At 42.7% G+C, this 17967-nt stretch carries 20 protein-coding genes; 16 read left to right on the top strand and 4 right to left on the bottom strand.

The genetic code is table 11. The features are described from left to right. The first annotated feature begins 68 nt into the window (after nucleotides 1-68). Complete coding sequence (locus IMZ31_RS20480; RefSeq protein WP_207531388.1) at nucleotides 69-728, top strand: helix-turn-helix domain-containing protein; 660 nt, start codon at nucleotides 69-71, stop codon at nucleotides 726-728. Between the two features lie 19 nt (nucleotides 729-747). On the opposite strand, the gene IMZ31_RS20475 is transcribed toward IMZ31_RS20480, so the two are convergent. After that, the gene (locus tag IMZ31_RS20475) at nucleotides 748-1167 is read right to left on the bottom strand and encodes a cell division protein SepF (protein ID WP_207531387.1); all 420 of its coding nucleotides are present in this window, start codon (nucleotides 1165-1167) and stop codon (nucleotides 748-750) included. 79 nt (nucleotides 1168-1246) lie between these two features. On the opposite strand from IMZ31_RS20475, the gene IMZ31_RS20470 reads away from it, so the two are divergent. The 4 genes from IMZ31_RS20470 (at nucleotide 1247) to IMZ31_RS20455 (ending at nucleotide 5714) form a co-directional block, all read left to right on the top strand. Then, nucleotides 1247-3127, top strand: coding sequence for a pyruvate formate lyase family protein (locus tag IMZ31_RS20470; protein ID WP_207531386.1), 1881 nt, complete (start codon nucleotides 1247-1249; stop codon nucleotides 3125-3127). Nucleotides 3128-3186: 59 nt separating this feature from the next. After that, nucleotides 3187-5031 carry a toprim domain-containing protein gene (locus tag IMZ31_RS20465; protein WP_207531385.1) on the top strand — a complete coding sequence of 615 codons (1845 nt, stop codon included), beginning with the start codon at nucleotides 3187-3189 and terminating at the stop codon, nucleotides 5029-5031. Between the two features lie 82 nt (nucleotides 5032-5113). After that, nucleotides 5114-5404, top strand: a complete 291-nt coding sequence (locus tag IMZ31_RS20460) for an ATP cone domain-containing protein (protein ID WP_207531384.1) — start codon at nucleotides 5114-5116, stop codon at nucleotides 5402-5404. Nucleotides 5405-5504: 100 nt separating this feature from the next. Continuing rightward, nucleotides 5505-5714, top strand: coding sequence for a hypothetical protein (locus IMZ31_RS20455; protein ID WP_207531383.1), 210 nt, complete (start codon nucleotides 5505-5507; stop codon nucleotides 5712-5714). A gap of 38 nt (nucleotides 5715-5752) precedes the next feature. On the opposite strand, the gene sppA is transcribed toward IMZ31_RS20455, so the two are convergent. After that, a complete protein-coding gene (sppA, locus tag IMZ31_RS20450) occupies nucleotides 5753-6760 on the bottom strand; it encodes a signal peptide peptidase SppA (RefSeq protein ID WP_207531382.1) in 1008 nt (335 codons plus the stop codon). Nucleotides 6761-6928: 168 nt separating this feature from the next. Here sppA and IMZ31_RS20445 point away from each other — a divergent pair, with 168 nt between their 5' ends. After that, nucleotides 6929-7288, top strand: coding sequence for a hypothetical protein (locus tag IMZ31_RS20445; RefSeq protein WP_207531381.1), 360 nt, complete (start codon nucleotides 6929-6931; stop codon nucleotides 7286-7288). Nucleotides 7289-7303: 15 nt separating this feature from the next. On the opposite strand, the gene tmk is transcribed toward IMZ31_RS20445, so the two are convergent. Continuing rightward, nucleotides 7304-8053 carry a dTMP kinase gene (gene tmk, locus IMZ31_RS20440; protein ID WP_207531380.1) on the bottom strand — a complete coding sequence of 250 codons (750 nt, stop codon included), beginning with the start codon at nucleotides 8051-8053 and terminating at the stop codon, nucleotides 7304-7306. A 95-nt stretch (nucleotides 8054-8148) separates the two neighbouring features. On the opposite strand from tmk, the gene IMZ31_RS20435 reads away from it, so the two are divergent. The 4 genes from IMZ31_RS20435 to IMZ31_RS24515 all read left to right on the top strand — a co-directional run bounded on the left by IMZ31_RS20435 (nucleotide 8149) and on the right by IMZ31_RS24515 (nucleotide 9508). Next, nucleotides 8149-8403 carry a DUF3931 domain-containing protein gene (locus tag IMZ31_RS20435; RefSeq protein ID WP_207531379.1) on the top strand — a complete coding sequence of 85 codons (255 nt, stop codon included), beginning with the start codon at nucleotides 8149-8151 and terminating at the stop codon, nucleotides 8401-8403. 225 nt (nucleotides 8404-8628) lie between these two features. Then, nucleotides 8629-8853, top strand: coding sequence for a hypothetical protein (locus tag IMZ31_RS20430; RefSeq protein ID WP_207531378.1), 225 nt, complete (start codon nucleotides 8629-8631; stop codon nucleotides 8851-8853). 61 nt (nucleotides 8854-8914) lie between these two features. After that, on the top strand, nucleotides 8915-9271 hold the full coding sequence (locus IMZ31_RS24520; RefSeq protein ID WP_242705755.1) for a hypothetical protein: 357 nt from the start codon (nucleotides 8915-8917) through the stop codon (nucleotides 9269-9271). A 15-nt stretch (nucleotides 9272-9286) separates the two neighbouring features. Further along, a complete protein-coding gene (locus IMZ31_RS24515) occupies nucleotides 9287-9508 on the top strand; it encodes a lysozyme inhibitor LprI family protein (protein ID WP_242705754.1) in 222 nt (73 codons plus the stop codon). A gap of 67 nt (nucleotides 9509-9575) precedes the next feature. Here the strand turns inward: IMZ31_RS24515 and IMZ31_RS20420 are convergent, their stop codons facing one another. Beyond that, a complete protein-coding gene (locus tag IMZ31_RS20420) occupies nucleotides 9576-10259 on the bottom strand; it encodes a transcription termination/antitermination protein NusG (protein ID WP_207531377.1) in 684 nt (227 codons plus the stop codon). Nucleotides 10260-10492: 233 nt separating this feature from the next. Between IMZ31_RS20420 and IMZ31_RS20415 the strand changes: the two genes are divergently transcribed. From IMZ31_RS20415 to IMZ31_RS20390, 6 genes are all read left to right on the top strand, one after another. Further along, nucleotides 10493-12439 (top strand): DNA gyrase/topoisomerase IV subunit B, encoded by a 1947-nt coding sequence (locus IMZ31_RS20415; RefSeq protein WP_207531376.1) that lies wholly within the window; start codon nucleotides 10493-10495, stop codon nucleotides 12437-12439. A gap of 12 nt (nucleotides 12440-12451) precedes the next feature. Further along, nucleotides 12452-14971 (top strand): DNA gyrase subunit A, encoded by a 2520-nt coding sequence (gene gyrA, locus IMZ31_RS20410; RefSeq protein ID WP_207531375.1) that lies wholly within the window; start codon nucleotides 12452-12454, stop codon nucleotides 14969-14971. A gap of 127 nt (nucleotides 14972-15098) precedes the next feature. Next, on the top strand, nucleotides 15099-15284 hold the full coding sequence (locus IMZ31_RS20405; RefSeq protein WP_207531374.1) for a sunset domain-containing protein: 186 nt from the start codon (nucleotides 15099-15101) through the stop codon (nucleotides 15282-15284). Between the two features lie 27 nt (nucleotides 15285-15311). Then, a complete protein-coding gene (locus IMZ31_RS20400; RefSeq protein WP_207531373.1) occupies nucleotides 15312-16259 on the top strand; it encodes a hypothetical protein in 948 nt (315 codons plus the stop codon). Nucleotides 16260-16335: 76 nt separating this feature from the next. After that, the gene (locus IMZ31_RS20395) at nucleotides 16336-16914 is read left to right on the top strand and encodes a hypothetical protein (protein WP_207531372.1); all 579 of its coding nucleotides are present in this window, start codon (nucleotides 16336-16338) and stop codon (nucleotides 16912-16914) included. A 70-nt stretch (nucleotides 16915-16984) separates the two neighbouring features. Further along, the gene (locus tag IMZ31_RS20390) at nucleotides 16985-17962 is read left to right on the top strand and encodes a DNA double-strand break repair nuclease NurA (protein WP_207531371.1); all 978 of its coding nucleotides are present in this window, start codon (nucleotides 16985-16987) and stop codon (nucleotides 17960-17962) included. The last annotated feature ends 5 nt before the right edge of the window (nucleotides 17963-17967 follow it).

Raw genomic sequence — 17967 nt, 5'->3', positions numbered from 1 at the left:
TTTTGTGCTTTATATTGACAGACCCTTCTCTTATCGTGTAGCAAAGCGAAGAAGAGGAGGGGATCCAGTTGAGCATCCGAAACGAATTAACAGCCCAGGCATTAATAGATTTGCACGTTCATCAAAAAAAGACTTTAGCTGAAATTGGTTCGATGTTCGCCATCTCAAGACAACGTGTCCATCAATTAAAAAAGGAATATGAAAAAACACACGGACCTATAAATAGACGCTGTGTACCTGACGCAAGAACATTGAAGAAATACATAGACAAGGGATTTTCTAATGAAAAAATCTCGCAAGAAATTGGCGTTTCCCCGTCTTGCGTTTATCGACACATTCAAAAATATCAACAAGAGTACCAAAAGGGAGTACAGCCCCATTCTCTTAAACGGAAAAAAGCAGAGGAGATTTTGCCGCCTTCACTGCTGCGTCACTTATATGAAACCAAACACCACACCGACAGGGAAATTGGAGAACTATACAATCTTTCTCCCTCACTTGTAAACAACCTGAGGTTCAAGTACGGGATCACAACGAACAATAAAAAATCGCTACGCACCTTGCCGATGCGCCTTCCTAAAGAACGTTTCCTGCTTCTTATGCGTTCGTTCTCCTTGAACGTCATTGCCTCTAAGTACGGGTGCAGCGTAGCTTCCTTAATTCAATTAAAAAAACAATACAACATCCCATTAAGATCCTCGGGCAAAAGAACACAAAAAAATCCATAACTAGTATGGATTTTTTGGTTTATTTCACTTTGTTTTTAGGATCAATACTTATAACATTATGTATACGATGCTCAGGTTCAATATCCAAACCACAGCACAAACCATAAACAAAATGAATGATTTTGAGTTTTAATTCACCATCAAGATGGTTCACATCCAAAAGAACAATTTTCCCGTTTTTCACATCTTCTCCGATGTTTTCAACGCTCTGAAAATTGGTCGGTTTGTACATACGAAGTCGAGGGTTTTTATTAATCACACCATCATTTTCAGCCATTTTCTCTTTTTTTGGCAAAACCCCTTTGGCAGGCAGAGACACTGAAACATCTTTCGATTGGGTCACTCCATGTTCTGTATCTTTCTCAGAATGCACAGGACGGTCTTCTTCTTTGAATGAACCCAAAAACTTTTTAACATCTTTCAACTGATCTTTAAGCACTTTCGCTTCCCCCTTAAAAATAGGCTATTTTATTGATTTTCAGAACGGGAATGGTAGTATGCGAGCGAGGTGATGAAATATGAGGATCGATGAGACCTTTATCCCTGGTCGTTGGATTGACAATGTGGACGCCAATGATTTTGTGAACTTAAACAAAAAACCCTTTTCGGAACAACCGCTTTTTTTAGTCCACAACCGCACATCTTCGCTGGATGACAAGAGCCAAGACCTAAGAAACGCCATTATGAAAGAGCCTAGCATCACAACAGAATTCGCTTCTTTGAGTTCTTTCTCCCCGTTTTGGCTTTCTCCTTTTAAAAAGGAAGATATTCCTTCTCACATTCCGATTGGGTATAGCGAAAATCTTACGGACATGAAAGCAATCTATCACTTCAGTAAAACGACCCCAAGGGATTCAAGCCGCAAAACAACCTATGATATGTTTCAAGAAATCGCAACGAGCGAACTGAAAAAAATGTTTAAAATGGGCCTTTTCGTCGGATCCCCCTCTTTGTTTTCTCCTTCTTATGTCCATCCTGATGTACGGACCATTGCTTTGTATGGAACAAAAGCGTTAATCAAAGAGAAAAAATGGCGGTTAAAAGTTCTTGAAAAACACCTCCAAACTCATGAATGGATGGAACAACGTCTGTCCATATATAAAGAAATCGAACAGTTAAAGGCGTTTGAAAAAGAGGCAAAGAAAAAAGGGATTGAGGTGGCGTCACCTGCACAGGGGGCGAAAGGAGTGATGGAGGCCATCATGGCCACCATCGGATATTGTTATGCAGAAAACCCTTCCATTCCGTTTTCGTTATCGAGAATCCTCCCTTTTGTGGACATCTTTCTGGAACATGATTTGTCTGAGGGTCTGCTTAACGAAGAGGACGCGCAGTGTCTCATTGATGATTTCTACTTGAGTCTTCAGTGTCTTCGTTTTTCATTAACTCCAGGATTTCGGAATGAAACGGAGATGTACCCATTCGTTTGCGGGGAAACGATTGGAGGAAGTGAGGTAACGAAAACAGAGTACCGATTCTTAAATGCGCTACATAAATACCCTTCATTCCCATTCAATACAAGGGTCATTTGGGGAGAATCAACGCCACGCGCTTTCATCGAGTGGGTGTCGCGTATTTTTGAAGCAGGGGTGCCATTTACGATCGTAGACGAGGAATCCTGCCCAAAGAACGCGAGCATCCATTACGCAGGCATGCCACATGTTCCAGGTAGAGATTATTTATATGATGCGGGATCGTGTGACCTCGAAAAAATCTTTTTCCTGTCTTTGAACGGGGGAAGAGATGTTGATACAGGAACAGGGATTGCACCTATTACCCAGCCGCTCCGATCTCATGAACCCGACTATGAAGAGGTCCTACGGAAACTGAAAGAAATGATCGGTTATATCTTGAATGCGTATGCTCAAAAAATGAATGCCGTTATGTATCTGAACGAGGTCTATCAGCAGTTTCCTCTTCGTCTATCCCTAATGGATCACATTCCTCATTACATCATTCAGTTTGGTTTCCACCATTTGAAACGGGTGAACGGTTACTTATTGGCACTCCAGGAAGGCAAGGCTTCCTTCCTTTTAGATGACAGAGGCATGATTACAGGCATCGAATCCGAATCTTCTCCCTTTACAGAAACCCCTATACTCCCAGACCTTATAGAAGAAGAATTAGAGCGACTGCCCTTGTATAAAAAGGGGAAGCCCATCGTTCGTTTTTATACGGATGAGCCGCAATCCAACCACGACGTGAAAGAGGCTCTCTCACACAAACTTCTTCCAAAGTCCATGCGGTCTCACGGTCATCATGCCAACATTCTGCTTACGGACGATTCCTTATCTGCCGTTATCCCTGAGCTTTTTAATGCGGGGTACAACGAAATTCATGTTTCAAAAGAAGAGAGTCGCCGAATCAAGAACGGAATTCAAACCTTTCTTTCCTTTTAGCTCCCTTTTGTGAAAACTCACTTATAATAAGACAAAGCCATAAGAGAGGAGCTGATGATATGAGCCAAACGTTTACGTGGGATACTGTAAAAGATGAAATTAATCGAGTACAAGATGTGGCTGTGTTAATCGAAGACATGTTTGAACGTGATCTGATTCATGAGGACGCCCTTAAAAACCCTTATCTTCGGGGCGGGGAAATTGATTTTAATTTGAAAACAAACAAGCGTTATACCGCTCTTATTTGTCCGTTTCATTCGACGAAAGAAATGGATTCGACTCAAGTTTACCATGAAAGCAATCTCTTTCGCTGTCGTTCTGGTGAGTGTCCATTGCACGGGAAGAAATATGGAGCGATCGACATATTTATGATGCTTCGCTACAACGTGGACCCGAGTCTGTTATACGATAGCGGCAACGAATACGTGGATGCCGTGCATGAACTATGTAAATTGAATAACATTTCATTCATCTATGGGGATCGTGAGTTAACCGACGAAGAAAAACATGAGCGACGTATCGCTGAAATTCGCCATGAAGTCGGTATGATTTACCACCGAGCTTTCTTTAAAGACAACCCGTTCTCAAAAGCAGCCAGAGAATATTATTACAAACGTGGGTTTTCAGAAGAAGATGCAAAACGGGATTTAATAGGGTTTGCAGGGGGAAAGTACGGAACCCGATTTATCTACAACATCATGAAAAAAGACGGGTATACCGATCAGGAGTTACTCGACGCAGGTGTTGTCAAATACAAGTATGAGAATAAAGAACAAACGGACAAACTGTGCGATCAATTTCACGGCGGGAAAAACGGCGGACGCATTATTCTTCCGTACACGTATCGTGGAAAAATCCATCAGCTGTGCGGCAGGGCAACCTATCCAGCCAAAGTCAAATATTTGAAGTTGGCAGGCGGTGTATTTCGTCCGATGAACTTCGAGGAAGCGGTTAAACAACACACCATTCTCATCCCTGAAGGGGAATTTGATCACAAAGCTATGCTTTCACTGGGGATCACCAATTCCATGCCAGGTGGCGGAACAGGCGGAATCGAAGAACGAACCGTTAAAATCATGGCAGGAAAAAGAGAAATGTCAGAAGGAAAAGTATGTAACACCATCATACTCGCTTTTGACCCAGATGGAGCAGGCCTCGATGGAATGATCATGCTTGGTGATTTATTTGAACGGTACGGTTTTGACGTGCGTGTCATGTTCCTGCGTGACGGAGATCCGAATGACTACCTCATCAAATACGGGGAAAAGGCCCGTGAGTTCATTCTGGAAGCGAAAGATAAAGCCATCAGTTACGGAACGTTTAAAGCAAAAAGGGGACTTGAAAAGATCAAACCCAAAACCCTTGCAGACGTAAAGGGAGCTTTGATGGCGTATCGGTCTGAGCTTCAGGAAATGTCAAACGCAGAGCTTTTGGCAGTCGGACTCGAGATGGCGGAGGAGGTATTCAAAGCCTTCCCAGAAACAGACCGAAAACAGTTTTCGGAATGGTTATTAAATGCCTGGGGAGCGATAGAAACCTCGTTTGTTGAAATGTTTGGGTTCGAACGGTCTCTTGATCGTACGTGGCTTCTCCTCACAACCGATGAACGTCGCTATGAAGCTATTCTCTCCAACGGTCATTCCAACACGGTTTATACGAACTCCGTCTCCCATTTTATTGACGCGCTGTGTAAACATAATCGTACGGCTGAAATTCCAATCACGAATATTGCCTATGATAACGCCCTTTCCGAGAAGGATATCCGCTTATTGAAACGTGAACTGAGCGGGTTCAAATTCCAATGCTTCACAGGTGATTCTGTCGAAAAAATCAAGGGAGCAAGCAAATACGAATTCATTTCAATGTTCCAACGAGTCGATGATTCAGATCAAAAAGTCATGTAGCGCTAACCATAAAGGTAGCGCTTTTTTTATAGACGAGTGTGAACATGTGCTATGATCTTAGAGATGAGGAGGTGGGACGACCATGATTCGATTTTGCGAAAAGGAAGACGGCCGCATTGTCCCGTTTGATAAACGGAAAATTTTAAATGCCATTAACGCTTCATTTTCAGCATCAGATGAAGGGAATCGCTTCCTGGCCAGTGAAATGACGGAATCTGTCATTGAAATACTAATCCGTTCCTTTCCGTATGAAGACATCCCTTCTGTCGGAGAGATTGAAGATATCATTGAAGAAGCTTTAATGGACTACAATTTCAGGCGAACGGCCAAACACTATATATTGCTTCGCAAGGAAAAAGAAAACGCTTCGTGACAAACAGGAGAGATCCTGTTTTTTTTGGATACAGGTATATGAGAACGCATTCGATAATACGATACAGGGTGAAAAGAATGGAAAAGAGAGGAGGAGAATTATGAATCCATTAGAAGAAGCGAAAGCCCTTCTTATTGAGGTATGCGAAGGCATTGCGAAACGATCGGGGACGACCATGACGGAAGAAGAAAAAAAGAAAATTGGAACCTCCATCGACTGTATCGTGGAATATCATAATCTTATGAGCGATCCCCCTGTTAATGTGGAAAAGGAGTTACTATCGTTAATGGATGAACGCCGTTACGGTTAGAAAAAAGAAACCGAGTCAGAGAAACTCGGTTTCTTTTCTTATTTGAGTATATAAGCTAGCTTGATCTGTGCGTCTCCTGGTTTCAAAGCGGAATCTATTCCAATATGGATGGCAGGAGAAGTCCAGTTTGCCAGTAAATCGCCAAGTTTTGGAACGGATGGCTGATACTCAACGACAGATTCATTTTCCCCTTCGCCCAATTGTTTGGCCTCTTCGATCGTTTCATCCAGGGTTTTAAAACCATCAATTAAGCCGTTTTCTTTGGCTTGTATGCCTGTATAAATACGGCCATCAGCCAATTCCCTTACTTCTTCTTCTTTCATATTTCTTCCTTTAGCAATCACATCAACAAACCCATCATAGCTTTCTGTTACCATCGTTTGAAAAACGGAGACTTCTTCTTCTGTTAAATCACGAAGGGCGTTGCCGATGTCTTTTAATTCACCGCTTTTAATGACCGTTTCCCTGTATCCGATCTTTTCAGCGAGTTCACTGTAATCGGGGACGGACATAATAACGCCAAGAGACCCTGTTATCGTGTAAGGATTGGCATAGATCCGATCAGCGGGAGCGGATATGTAATAGCCTCCAGAAGCAGCTGTTTCCCCCATTGAAACGAGGACGGGCTTCCCTTCATATTTGATTTCGAGGATTTTTTGATACAATTCGTTAGAAGCCACAACAGATCCTCCAGGGCTGTTCACTCGAACGACCACAGCGTGAACCGACGGGTCATCTTTCGCTTGATCAAGCTGAGACAAGAGATCATCTGTTCCGAGACCAGGCTGAAAAAAGCCCCCTTGGGAATCCTCTCCGATGACACCTTCTGCATAAATAACCGCCACTTTTCCGTCATCTCCCTCCTGAATGACCTTTTCATGCCAGGTATCTACTGCATTAGGTTTCATTCCGTCATCTTTCCCTGTAACGATGAAAATGAAAAGAGAGACTCCAATTAATAACGGTGGAGTTAGAACCACCAAAGATAGCGTAAACAACATATAAGATAAGGGGTGGGCCCTTTTTGAATTTCCTTCCTGACTCATGACATCACCTCAACTACTCATTCCCTTATCTCCTTAAAACCCCTCTAATCAAACAAATTTTCTGATCCCACTTTATGATGATAATCCAATGAATGGCAAATTTTTATACAATGAGCGTTTGTATAACCGTTTTTCATGTACAATAAGAAAAACAAGAAGGGTGATTCGATGTTTACCTTTAAAAAAGCGGATGGTCCGCTTACTGGAACACGTGAACATGTTGTCCATGAAACCGTGTGGTTAGTTGAAAAGCTTGTGATTTTGTTAGTCGGGAATCGGGTTTCTTTTCCATCGGTTGAACGCATCCTTTCCGAATTCACGAAACACGAAACATGTGATCATTTTATCCGTTCCCTTGAAACGTCCCTTATGAAGGACAACATCCCCTCTTTAAATCAATCCATCATTCTGAGCGAGATGAAGCATCACCTGAAGTACGATTACAGATGGTCGTTTAAAGCATTTACCACCTATGACATTACAATCAATGATTTATTGAACAAAGATAGTTTGGAAGATGCAATTTAAAAAAAGGAGAAGACTTTAGTCTTCTCCTTTTTCGATCAATGAATCATAAAGATTGCTGGAGCGCAACACGTCCATTATAGTGCTGTGCACGTCTTCGATCGTTCCATCAGCAGGCACGATGGCGTAAGGATAAGGGCAATAGGTCTTGTAGTAGGTGAGATAGCCTTCCCTTGCTTTTTCATGAAACGAAAGAGACTCAAGGTCTAATCGATCCCTTTTTTCCGTTCTCGCTTCCAGTCGTTTTTGAGCAACAGAAGTGGGCACATCGAGGAAGAGTTCAAGGTCAGGAAAAGCTCCGTCTAAGGTGGGCTCATTCACAGACCAGACCCAATCAGCGCCCATTCCGCGCGAACCCGCCTGATACGCCATCGAACAAGCAACACTACGATCTCCTAAAATAATCCTGCCGTCTCTTCGGGCTTTTTGAACAACGTTTTTATTGGATTCGTTTCGGCTTGCTGCATATAGGTACACCTCGGCTGCTCCGTTTAATCCATTACGCCTGATTTCGTTATAAGCATGGGTGAGATACGTGTGTGTCAGCGTGTGAAGGGGGGACTCAAAAAGAATGTGAAAACATTCTTCTCGGTCTTCTTCCCTGTGAGTGGTGGAGAGAAGAATATCCCGTATGATTTCCGCCTCTTTTGTTCCGCCTGGCTCCCGTACGGAAACGTATTCCCCCACCAGAGAAGCAACCCGCTCCTTTTGAACGCCTTTTCCACTCCCGTCTCCCCCGTTAAATAGGATGAAAGGTTTTTTATGCATAATTCCCCCTCCTTTTTGACCTTTTTCATAGTTTAGCACAAATATGAGAATACACATTCACAATCATCACTATACTAACTAATGGAGGTGGTCTCTTGGGAAAAGAAAACAACATTATTGCACTTGAGGGTGGCAAAAAGAAACTTGAATTGTCACAGGATACAGATAACGCTTCCCTTACGATTGACGGCGAAACCTTTGAACTCGATTCCTTTGTTTTATCAGGCCAGAACAAAGATGGAAAGCGTGTGATCTTTAGTTGGCAAGTCTCCCTTGATGAGATGGTAGTGTACGCAAAGGCCCTGGAGGTCGTAGTAAACGAACGGATGAAAGAAGCGCTTGGTGAATAAAAGGGCATGGTAAGACTTCCGTTTCGGTAGAGAAACATACGCAATAGCAATCCAATCAGCAGACCAAATCCTATGCGATTTGGTCTCTTTTTTTGCCTGCTGATTGTGAAAAACCGAGAGGTTAATTGTAATTTTATGTTAAATTGAATACAGAGGCTGTGCAAGCACGTACTCAAATTCGCAGGACGTGTTTATTCCATAACCAGTACCGAAAAGAGGTGTGCGATGAGAAAAGTTTGGCTTCCTTTATTATCATCATTTGGGGTAATGGCTTTGTTGTATGGAATCGGGAATATGTTTCATGTATCTCTGCTTAGGTTTTCATTTGTACTAAACAAACCGTCGGATAATGGGTTCTTTTTTGAAGCGGATGTTGCCCTGATTCCTATTGTAATCGGTTTAATCGTTGGATTTGTTGTGGAACGAAAGGTAAAAGGCAAAAGTAAATAAAGAAACCGAACGCGCGCTGGAACATGAGTAAACCTGCTGCAATGCATAAAGGAGGAAGCATATGCGGAATAACAGAAAAAAAGGAATCTTTGCTGGATCCCTTCTGTGCTCGTTAGTAATGGTCCTTGCAGCCTGTGAGGACGGAACAGCCCAAAAGAGCGACCCCCCACGAAATGATGAGGAACATACGATTTCAGTACAAAACGAAACCGATGCCGACACGTCTGGCGAGCGACAATCCGAAAAGGCTCTTAATGAATATTCAGAGGTGGAATCACCATCAGAAGAAACCGACTCAGAACGTACAAAAGACATGTATGCAGAAAAAATCGAGAATACCCGAGCGGAAACAAATGCGTTACAACCAACAGATTCATCAACCTACGCCCTAAAGAAAACGGAAAACGACAGATGGTAATTGTGGGACGACCTGTTGAATGAAGTATATCGTGCTCTTGAGGAACAATTGCCATCTGAAGAAATGGAGATCTTAAGAGAAAAGCAGCAAAACTGGATTACAACCCGAGATAACCGTGCACTCCAAGCCTCAAAAAAATACAAAGGGGGAACCCAGGAACAGTTGGAATATGTTAGCGTTTTGGCTAACGTTACAGAAGAAAGGTGCATCGAGTTAGTGCAAGATTATATGAATTAAACTTTTATGTTCTTAATCCAATAAAAACCTAAGCTTCTGTTTGAGCTTAGGTTTTTATCTTTCCCCTCTAGTTCTCTTTCTTATAAATCTGATCGAGAGAAACGGTTACCTTTGTTTCCTTACCGAACATGATGATGGAAACCGTCGCCTCCTTTTTGTTCGAATGAAGGTTCAAGATCGTTCCTGTTTGCTTTTGAAAAGCGGAAGAAGAATCAATGATGGTTACCCTATCCCCTTCTTCAAATCCTTCCGATTCATCTCCGAACGGCTCTCCGATCATCTTGAAAATCACTTTCATTTCCTCATCCTGAATCGGCGTTGGCCCCTCCATATCTCCTTGAATATGACGCACTCCGTCGATTTTAACAGCATGATACGTGTCATCATTTAATATCATTTCAACAAATATGTACTGAGTATATTCGGGCAGAATTTTTTCTTTTACTTTTCGTTTTGGTGTAATGCTATCCCGTTCTTGTTGAAGCAGCATTCGCTCTTCTTCGGAGGATACCTCTTTCATTCTTTGTTCCAGAGCATCAATACGTTGCTGCTCCTTTTTTGTATACGTTTCTTTGACTTCTTTCACAGCAGGTAAAATCACCCGAAAAATTTGATCTTTAAATCGTTCATTCTGAGAGATGCGCACCAGTCGATCTCGTATGGCTTTTTCACGCATCGTCGTAACAATGAGGCAATACCAGGCTTTTACCTGTTCCCGTCCTCTGTCATCATACTTTTTTTCCTCACTCATGGCAGGAACCCCCTTTTATTTCCCTTTATTGTTCATAAAGTTTTATCAGAGTTCAATAGAAAAAATAAGTTTTTTTATGATATCGCCATAAATAGCGATGAAAGCAGGTTTTTTATCCAACTTAAACAATTATGACAAAGAGGTCGTTTTTTGTTTAAAAACACGAAAAACCTATTGTTTTCAAATAAATAATTGATTGTTGAGTGATTTGTTTCTACAATTAGCCGAAGGAGATGAGGGGTTTGAGTCAACAGTATAACGATGAACAAATTCAAATATTAGAAGGTCTTGAAGCTGTCCGAAAACGCCCAGGCATGTATATCGGATCAACGTCTGTCAGAGGTCTGCATCATTTAGTCTGGGAGATTGTAGATAACTCAATCGATGAACACTTAGCCCACCGATGTTCGACCATTTCGGTCACCATTCATAAGGATCATTCTGTGACGGTTGAAGACGACGGGAGCGGAATTCCAGTGGGCACCAATAAAAAAATGAACATCTCCACCCTTGAAGTCGTTCTGACGGTTCTTCATGCAGGAGGTAAATTCAACCAGGAGGGGTCTGCCTACAAAACATCAGGAGGACTGCACGGTGTGGGATCTTCTGTTGTGAACGCTTTATCAGAACAGCTTGTGGCGACCGTATGGCGAGACGGGAACATGTATCAGATGTCATTTTCAAGAGGCAAAAAAACAGAAGAGCTTCATGTTGTTGGCAAGGCACCTGATGGAAAAACGGGGACCAAAATCTGGTTCAAACCTGATGAGGACATCTTTACAGAAACGACGGAATATGACTATGAAACCATTTATAAACGTCTGAGAGAAAGCGCGTTTCTTAATAAAGGATTGGTTCTTGTATTAACAGACGAGAGAACCCTTGATGATCGGACAAATCTTCCAAAGCAGGATGTTTTACAGTTTGATCGAGGCATTGAGCAATATGTCGAATATGTAAACCAAAACAGAAAACCTCTTCATGAAACCGTTTTTTACGCAAAAGACATGGTGGACGGGGTGGAAGCGGAAATCGCCTTTCAATATCACGACGGGGACAAAGAGGGCATCTTCAGTTTTGCGAACAACATTAAGACCCATGAAGGCGGAACACATACAACAGGATTTAAACATGCGCTGACAACGTCTTTGAAAGATTACATAACCAATTACAATCTTATAAAAGGAAAAGAGTATCCAAACGGAGATGACAGCCGAATCGGTTTAACAGCCATTATTTCCGTAAAGGTAGAAGACCCTCAATTTGAAGGACAGACAAAAACAAAACTAGGGAACTCCGAAGTGAATGGCATCGTCCGTGATATCACAGCCCGTCACCTTACGGCCTTCCTGGAGCGAAATCCAACCATAGCTGGAGCGATCACTTCAAAAGTAATTCAATCGTTTGAAATCCGAAAAGCAATGGCGAAACAGCGGGCGTTGGAAGAAAAGAAAAGACGGAACAAGTCCTCAACTCACTCGGTTCCTGAAAAATTAGCTGATTGTGAATCCAAGGATAAAAACCTCATTGAGTTGTATCTCGTCGAAGGAGATTCCGCTGGTGGAAGCGCGAAGCAGGGAAGAGATCGTAAATTCCAGGCTGTTTTACCGCTTCGCGGGAAGGTTTTAAACACAGAACGAGCAAGTTTTGAAGATATGCTGAGCAATGCGGAGATCGAAGCCATCAAAAACACCATCGGCACAAACATGGGGGATGACTTTGATTATGAGAAACGAAAATACAGTCGCATTGTCATCATGACGGATGCGGATGTTGATGGAGCTCATATTCGGATCTTACTCCTTACCTTTTTCTACCGCTATATGCGCCCTCTTATTGAAGGAGGTCATATCTACATTGCAATGCCTCCGCTTTTTAAAATTAGCCAGGGAAGAAGCATGAGATATGCGTATACGGACCGAGAGAAAGAAGGGATTTTAAACGAACTGGCCCCGTCTCCAAAACCTTCTATTCAGCGTTACAAAGGGCTCGGAGAAATGAATCCCGAACAGCTTTGGGAAACAACGCTTGATCCTGAATACCGAACGATGATTCAAGTCACAATTGAAGACGCACTTGAGGCAGACCGCATTGTAAGTGACCTCATGGGCAAACAGGTTCAGGTTCGGAAAGAATTCATCGTCGAACACGGACACCAGGCTATGAATATCGATTTTTAGGAGGAACAGTCTATGTCGTTTATTAATGAAAAGGTTGACTATCAAGACATGCCGCTTATTTTTAAAGACGCTTTCTTGGACTATGCCATGAGCGTTATTGTTTCGCGCGCTTTACCTGATGTCAGAGATGGTCTGAAGCCCGTTCATCGGCGAATCCTGTATGCGATGCACGATTTAGGGATGCACAGTCATAAGCCTCATAAGAAATCCGCCCGTATTGTGGGTGAAGTCATTGGTAAATACCATCCTCACGGGGACTCTGCTGTTTATGATTCCATGGTTCGTTTAACGCAGGACTTCAATATGAACGTTCCTTTAATTAACGGTCACGGAAACTTCGGCTCTATCGATGGAGACGCTGCTGCTGCTATGCGGTACACGGAAGCTCGTTTGGAAAAGATCTCGAACGAATTGCTTCGCGATTTGCACAAAGACACGGTCGATTACGAGGATAATTATGATGGGTCAGAACGAGAACCTCACGTGCTGCCGTCCGTATTCCCAAATCTGCTCGTGAACGGAGGGGAGGGGATTGCGGTTGGAATGGCGTCCAAAATCCCTCCTCATAATTTGAAAGAAGTCGTAGAAGCCGTCATTGCTCAAATGGAAAACCCTGTGATTACAGCAGAAGAATTGATGACGATTATGCCTGGCCCTGATTTCCCTCATCCTTGCGTTGTGATGGGGAAGAGTGGCATAAAAGAAGCTTTTAACACAGGTCGTGGTGTCTTTAAGATTCGAGGGATTGTCGATGTTGTTTCCACTAAAAAGAAAAATCAGATTATCATCCGCTCCGTCCCTTATCAGGTTAACCCTGAAATGCTCGTGAAACGGATCTATGAATTACAGGGCGAATGGGATCACTACGTTAAGGAACGCGCCAAAAAGAAGAAGGTCGAACGAAACGGCCTTATTGACTTTGTTGAAACGAACGGTATATCAAATCAGGCTGATCGGAACAACCCTGTCCACATCATTATTACGTTAAAAAAAGAGGCTGACCCTGATCTTGTACTAAACTACCTTTATAAAAAAACAGATCTTGAAAAAAGCTTTGGATATAACATGGTGGCGTTGGTTCCTGAGAAGGGAAAGGACACCATATCGCGGGTTCCGAGTCAGCTTTCCCTGAAAGAAATCATTGCCCATTATATTGATCACCAGGTTGAAGTGTTAACAAGAAGTCTTCAGTTTGACCTGAAAAAACAAGAAGAAAAAATGCATTTACTATCTGGTTTCATCAAAGCACTAGATGACATCGATGAAACCGTAAGGATCATTCGGGAATCTACCAATAAACCAGAGGCGATGCTTGGGCTCATGAATCATCTCCATATTGATGAAATTCAGGCAGAAAACATTTTGGATCGAAAACTTCAAACGCTTGCGAACTTTGAACAGGATAAATTACGTCTTGAACATGAAGAACGGGGCAAAGAGATTATTCTCATAAAAGAAAAGTTAGAAAATCCGTCTCTCATCCATGAAGATATAAAAGAAACCCTTAAAAGCATCTCTTCCCAGTACGGAAAACCTCGCCAAACCACACTAACCGATGACATTGAATCATTTGATGACGAGGATTTGATCACAAATGATGACGTGGTGGTCACCATTACCCATGACGGGCTCATTAAACGAACATTAGAGTCAACCTATCGTACCCAGCGTCGCAAAGGCATCGGAGTAAGTGGTATGAAGCTCCTTGAAGATGATTTTATTCGACATTTACACGTCGCCAAAAACAAAGATACCCTCCTTTTCTTTACCAACCAAGGGAAGGTTTACAAAAAGAAAGTGTACGAAATAAGCGAATCCACCTCTAATAATCGGGGCACAAACGTAGAACTCCTCCTTGATCTAGAGCATGATGAGCGAATTCAAGCTATTTTAGCTATCCGAGAGTTTTCGAGCAGCCAGAAGATTCTTTTTGTTACGAAAAACGGACATGTCAAGAAAACCCCGCTTTCTGCATTCGGAAACATCCGTCAGAATGGAATTATTTCCATTCGCATGAAACCACAGGACAGTCTGATTGGCGTGTGCTTAACAAGTGATGACCGTAACATAACGCTTGTGACCCGAAAAGCCATCTCCATCACGTTCGAAGGATCTTCAATTCGTCCGATGAGCCGAACGGCCGCAGGACTAAGGGGCATACGTTTAAATGAAGGGGATACGGTTGTAAGTTTTGCGGTCCACGAAGAAGAAGCGGACCTGTTTGTTGCAACCAATCAAGGCTTCGGAAAACGAACTCCTCTTGGTGAGTTCCGCGTACAAAAGCGGGCAGGAAAAGGGGTTCGAATTGCCAAGCTGAATGATAAAAACGGGGAAGTCATCGGAACTTTAACCGTTCAGGAAGAAGATACGGTGATGCTTATGACCAAAAATGGCACCCTTATGAAAATGAAAGCCGAAGAGCTTTCGCAATTTGGCCGCGTGGCCCAAGGGACGAAAATCATAAATTTAAGAGACGGGGACGAACTAAGCGTCATTGCCCGTATTCCTGATGAGGAAGAAAGAGAATCATAACAACACTAACGCCTTCGTGGAGGGCGTTTTTTCTTTCGAAATAAAAAGTATGCCGAAAAACGTGACCCCATCATTTTTCTTATGCTAAAACCATATAGTAAATGGAGAAGGCAAGGAGGTTGATACCATGTTTAAAAAAATCGTGAGGAATTACAAGAAAACGTTCTATCCTGTAAAGGGGAATATTAACAAAAAGGGCGAGAAAATTTACCACATTCCAAACGGTCGTTTCTATGAGACGGTCCAGCCTGTTGACTACTTTCGTTCAGAAAAATCAGCTGAAGAAGCTGGGTATCGGAAGTCGCGCAATTAAAAACCGCGGAAAAAACGTGGTTTTTAAATGGAAAGATTGTATAAACAAAAACAACCTCTTTTGCTACAATGTGTAGAGTTTATAAAAATGAATAACGGAAGGGTGATGAGTATGGCCACACCAAGTATTCATAGTATGGCTGTTTTCGGTAAAGAAATCGTTTTAAAGCATACCAAAAAAGGCGTTCCTTTTGTAAATGTTCCGATCTTTTTTAATATGTACGTACCGATTGTTGAACAAACTTCTCTTGATTTATATGCCACTTTTTGGGGGGATAAAGCACTTTGGATTGCAGAGGAAGCGAAAAAAGACACCAAAAACAATGCCCTGACAGGCGGGAAAGGGATGAAGAAATTTTTAATCGGATATCCCTACACAGAAGAATACAACAACAAGAAATACAACAAATTCTATGTTGTCGAGGCGCTGCATGAAGAGGTCCCTGTCTTCCACGGAAGAGGGATGATCGGCGAACCTGTTTCTTTGAAACTCCAGAAGACCGCAAAAGGTCAAATTCCGACGGCGGAATTTAGCGTTTCGTTTAAAGGGGTATACCCGCTCGATATCGGATCTCAAACCGTCGAATCGACCGTGACGATTTGGGGGGATAAAGCAGAATGGCTGAGTGAACAAGCGGACAAAAACAATGAGGGCAAAGGGATGGAAATGGAATTCATCTGCTACTGTTATACGGACGGAAATGGGCATACAAAGTTGGTCGTGGCGGATGTACAATATGCAAATGTATCAAAAAGCTCCTCAACTTCCAACCGAACGACGGGTACAGGACAAAAGAAACCATCCGCTTCCTATAAACCAACGACACCTGCCAAAACGAAAGAAACGGTACCACCTGAAACCCCCTCTTTTCTTGACAACGAAGATGACGAGTATCCTGACATCGATGTTGAGGATCTTTCTTTCCAAGATTTGCTCGATGAAGCGGAGAAAAAAATGGATAACGGAATCTCGTGAACAGGGTCTTGGAACCCTGTTTTTTTTATGAGGACTTTATCTTTTCTTTTGAAATAGGGAAGGTGAGGTGTTGAGCATGAAACGATGGTTTACATATAAATGGTTCCTGGCTCTTGTGGTTTTGGCAGGATGGCTTCACTATCAGGTCTTTTTTACCTGGGAAGAGGCTGAACCCCTCCACGAGGAAACATCAGACGTTCTGAACGAAAGAGACGTGATCACCGTTATTATTGAGCAAAAACAGTATGGCGGGAAAAACTCGGGTTTTGACTCATTAAAAGAAAACTTAGAAACATGGAGCTTTGATCGAGAAAACAAGGTTTTGGATGTTAAATTTGAGGGCTGGCTTCCGAATGAACGCACGAAAGTGCTCGTCGTGTATGATCGTCGAATCGGGAATCTGCAACGATTCAATGATGTGCTTCCCATTGCCACATTTCCTTATCAGTATTTTATAGGCGACGACCCGTTAATTGCCGTGTATGAAGCGGACGGCTCTGGAACGGTTCGGCTTATTTACAACGGGAGACGCATCGAATTGAAGAATGGAGATTCATACTCCGATTGGTCTTTTGAAGGGTTCCAGGTAACGCATACCTCCATTGTCAATTATGGCCCCCTGCCAAAATCGAATATCGTTTTGCGAAAAGAATAGCCGCCTGGTTATTCTTTTTTTTAGTCCTTTCAGTACAATAAGAAAACTGCGAAAGGAGACCTTAATCGACATGCATACCGATCCTCATTCTTTCCAAACCGCCCTGACGGGCGTTCAATATATGCTTCGTGATCAGCGGAAACAAGAAACCCGATCATTCGCTTTCACACCATTTAAAGCATCCAATCACCCCTGTCGTCTCGCTGCTGTTGACGGAAGCAATCATGATCGAAAGGGCATGAACTTCCTGTTCTCATCTCTTCGTTCTGGATACCTTCTCTATGAAAAGGGAAATCTCGTTGAACACTCCATCGACCCCATTGTTGTGGAGTTTTTAGCTCATAATGATGATCCTGTCATCGGATACGGGGCGCGGCACAGCACATACTTTACAACCGTTACAGGGTCCGCTCCATCAAGAACACTCCAATTCGACAAAATTTCAGATCACATACGAACACTCCTCGAATGGCAAAAGATCGCTCATTTAGTGGATAAACTTGACCGCGGAGATCTTATTATTTTTGACGGCTCTTTAATTTCTGGGGAAATCTCAACGAATCATGATTTTTTTGAGAGCCTCGCCAAAAACGCAAAATCAAAAGGCATTTCCCTTATCGGCCTATCCAAAGATACGGGGCTTTCCATCGGGTCAGCTCCGATCCTTCCTGTGCTGCAAAAAGCAAGAAAGGTGCAGCACCCGAATCAGAACTGGTATACCTACATTGAAGAGCACGATACGTATTTTGTTCAATTCTCCAAAAATAAAGAACTCTTGTTTCGGGTGGATGTCGTAAAACCAGACGACATTGCCTTTGAAACCGTGATCTCATGGGTGGGATCTTATTGCTTTGACCCTCCTACATTTGGATACCCCTACCCCATGCAACATATCCATGACGCGGTTCGCATCTCGAAAACCGATTTCGATCTGTGCTTTAGACAGTTTAAAAAAGGGTGTCTTGAAAATGGGTTTACACAAGAGTCGTTTGAAATGTTGTTTTCTCGGTACCACGATCAACTCGATAAACTATCTTTTGGGAGATGATATTT

The organism is Pontibacillus sp. ALD_SL1 (assembly GCF_017355605.1).
The sequence above is the reverse complement of the archived record's forward strand: the minus strand, read 5'-3'. Positions and strand labels throughout refer to the sequence as shown.

Excerpts from the sequence above, each read along its gene's own strand:
- IMZ31_RS20420 (WP_207531377.1), bottom strand. The coding sequence starts at position 10,259 with ATGAGTGAGGAAAAAAAGTATGATGACAGAGGACGGGAACAGGTAAAA.
- IMZ31_RS24520 (WP_242705755.1), top strand. The coding sequence starts at position 8,915 with ATGCGGAATAACAGAAAAAAAGGAATCTTTGCTGGATCCCTTCTGTGC.
- gyrA (WP_207531375.1), top strand. The coding sequence starts at position 12,452 with ATGTCGTTTATTAATGAAAAGGTTGACTATCAAGACATGCCGCTTATT.
- IMZ31_RS20400 (WP_207531373.1), top strand. The coding sequence starts at position 15,312 with ATGGAAAGATTGTATAAACAAAAACAACCTCTTTTGCTACAATGTGTA.
- IMZ31_RS20415 (WP_207531376.1), top strand. The coding sequence starts at position 10,493 with ATGAGGGGTTTGAGTCAACAGTATAACGATGAACAAATTCAAATATTA.
- IMZ31_RS20460 (WP_207531384.1), top strand. The coding sequence starts at position 5,114 with ATGATTCGATTTTGCGAAAAGGAAGACGGCCGCATTGTCCCGTTTGAT.
- IMZ31_RS20455 (WP_207531383.1), top strand. The coding sequence starts at position 5,505 with ATGAATCCATTAGAAGAAGCGAAAGCCCTTCTTATTGAGGTATGCGAA.
- IMZ31_RS20430 (WP_207531378.1), top strand. The coding sequence starts at position 8,629 with ATGAGAAAAGTTTGGCTTCCTTTATTATCATCATTTGGGGTAATGGCT.
- IMZ31_RS20470 (WP_207531386.1), top strand. The coding sequence starts at position 1,247 with ATGAGGATCGATGAGACCTTTATCCCTGGTCGTTGGATTGACAATGTG.
- tmk (WP_207531380.1), bottom strand. The coding sequence starts at position 8,053 with ATGCATAAAAAACCTTTCATCCTATTTAACGGGGGAGACGGGAGTGGA.
- sppA (WP_207531382.1), bottom strand. The coding sequence starts at position 6,760 with ATGAGTCAGGAAGGAAATTCAAAAAGGGCCCACCCCTTATCTTATATG.
- IMZ31_RS20390 (WP_207531371.1), top strand. The coding sequence starts at position 16,985 with ATGCATACCGATCCTCATTCTTTCCAAACCGCCCTGACGGGCGTTCAA.
- IMZ31_RS20445 (WP_207531381.1), top strand. The coding sequence starts at position 6,929 with ATGTTTACCTTTAAAAAAGCGGATGGTCCGCTTACTGGAACACGTGAA.
- IMZ31_RS20465 (WP_207531385.1), top strand. The coding sequence starts at position 3,187 with ATGAGCCAAACGTTTACGTGGGATACTGTAAAAGATGAAATTAATCGA.
- IMZ31_RS20395 (WP_207531372.1), top strand. The coding sequence starts at position 16,336 with ATGAAACGATGGTTTACATATAAATGGTTCCTGGCTCTTGTGGTTTTG.
- IMZ31_RS20405 (WP_207531374.1), top strand. The coding sequence starts at position 15,099 with ATGTTTAAAAAAATCGTGAGGAATTACAAGAAAACGTTCTATCCTGTA.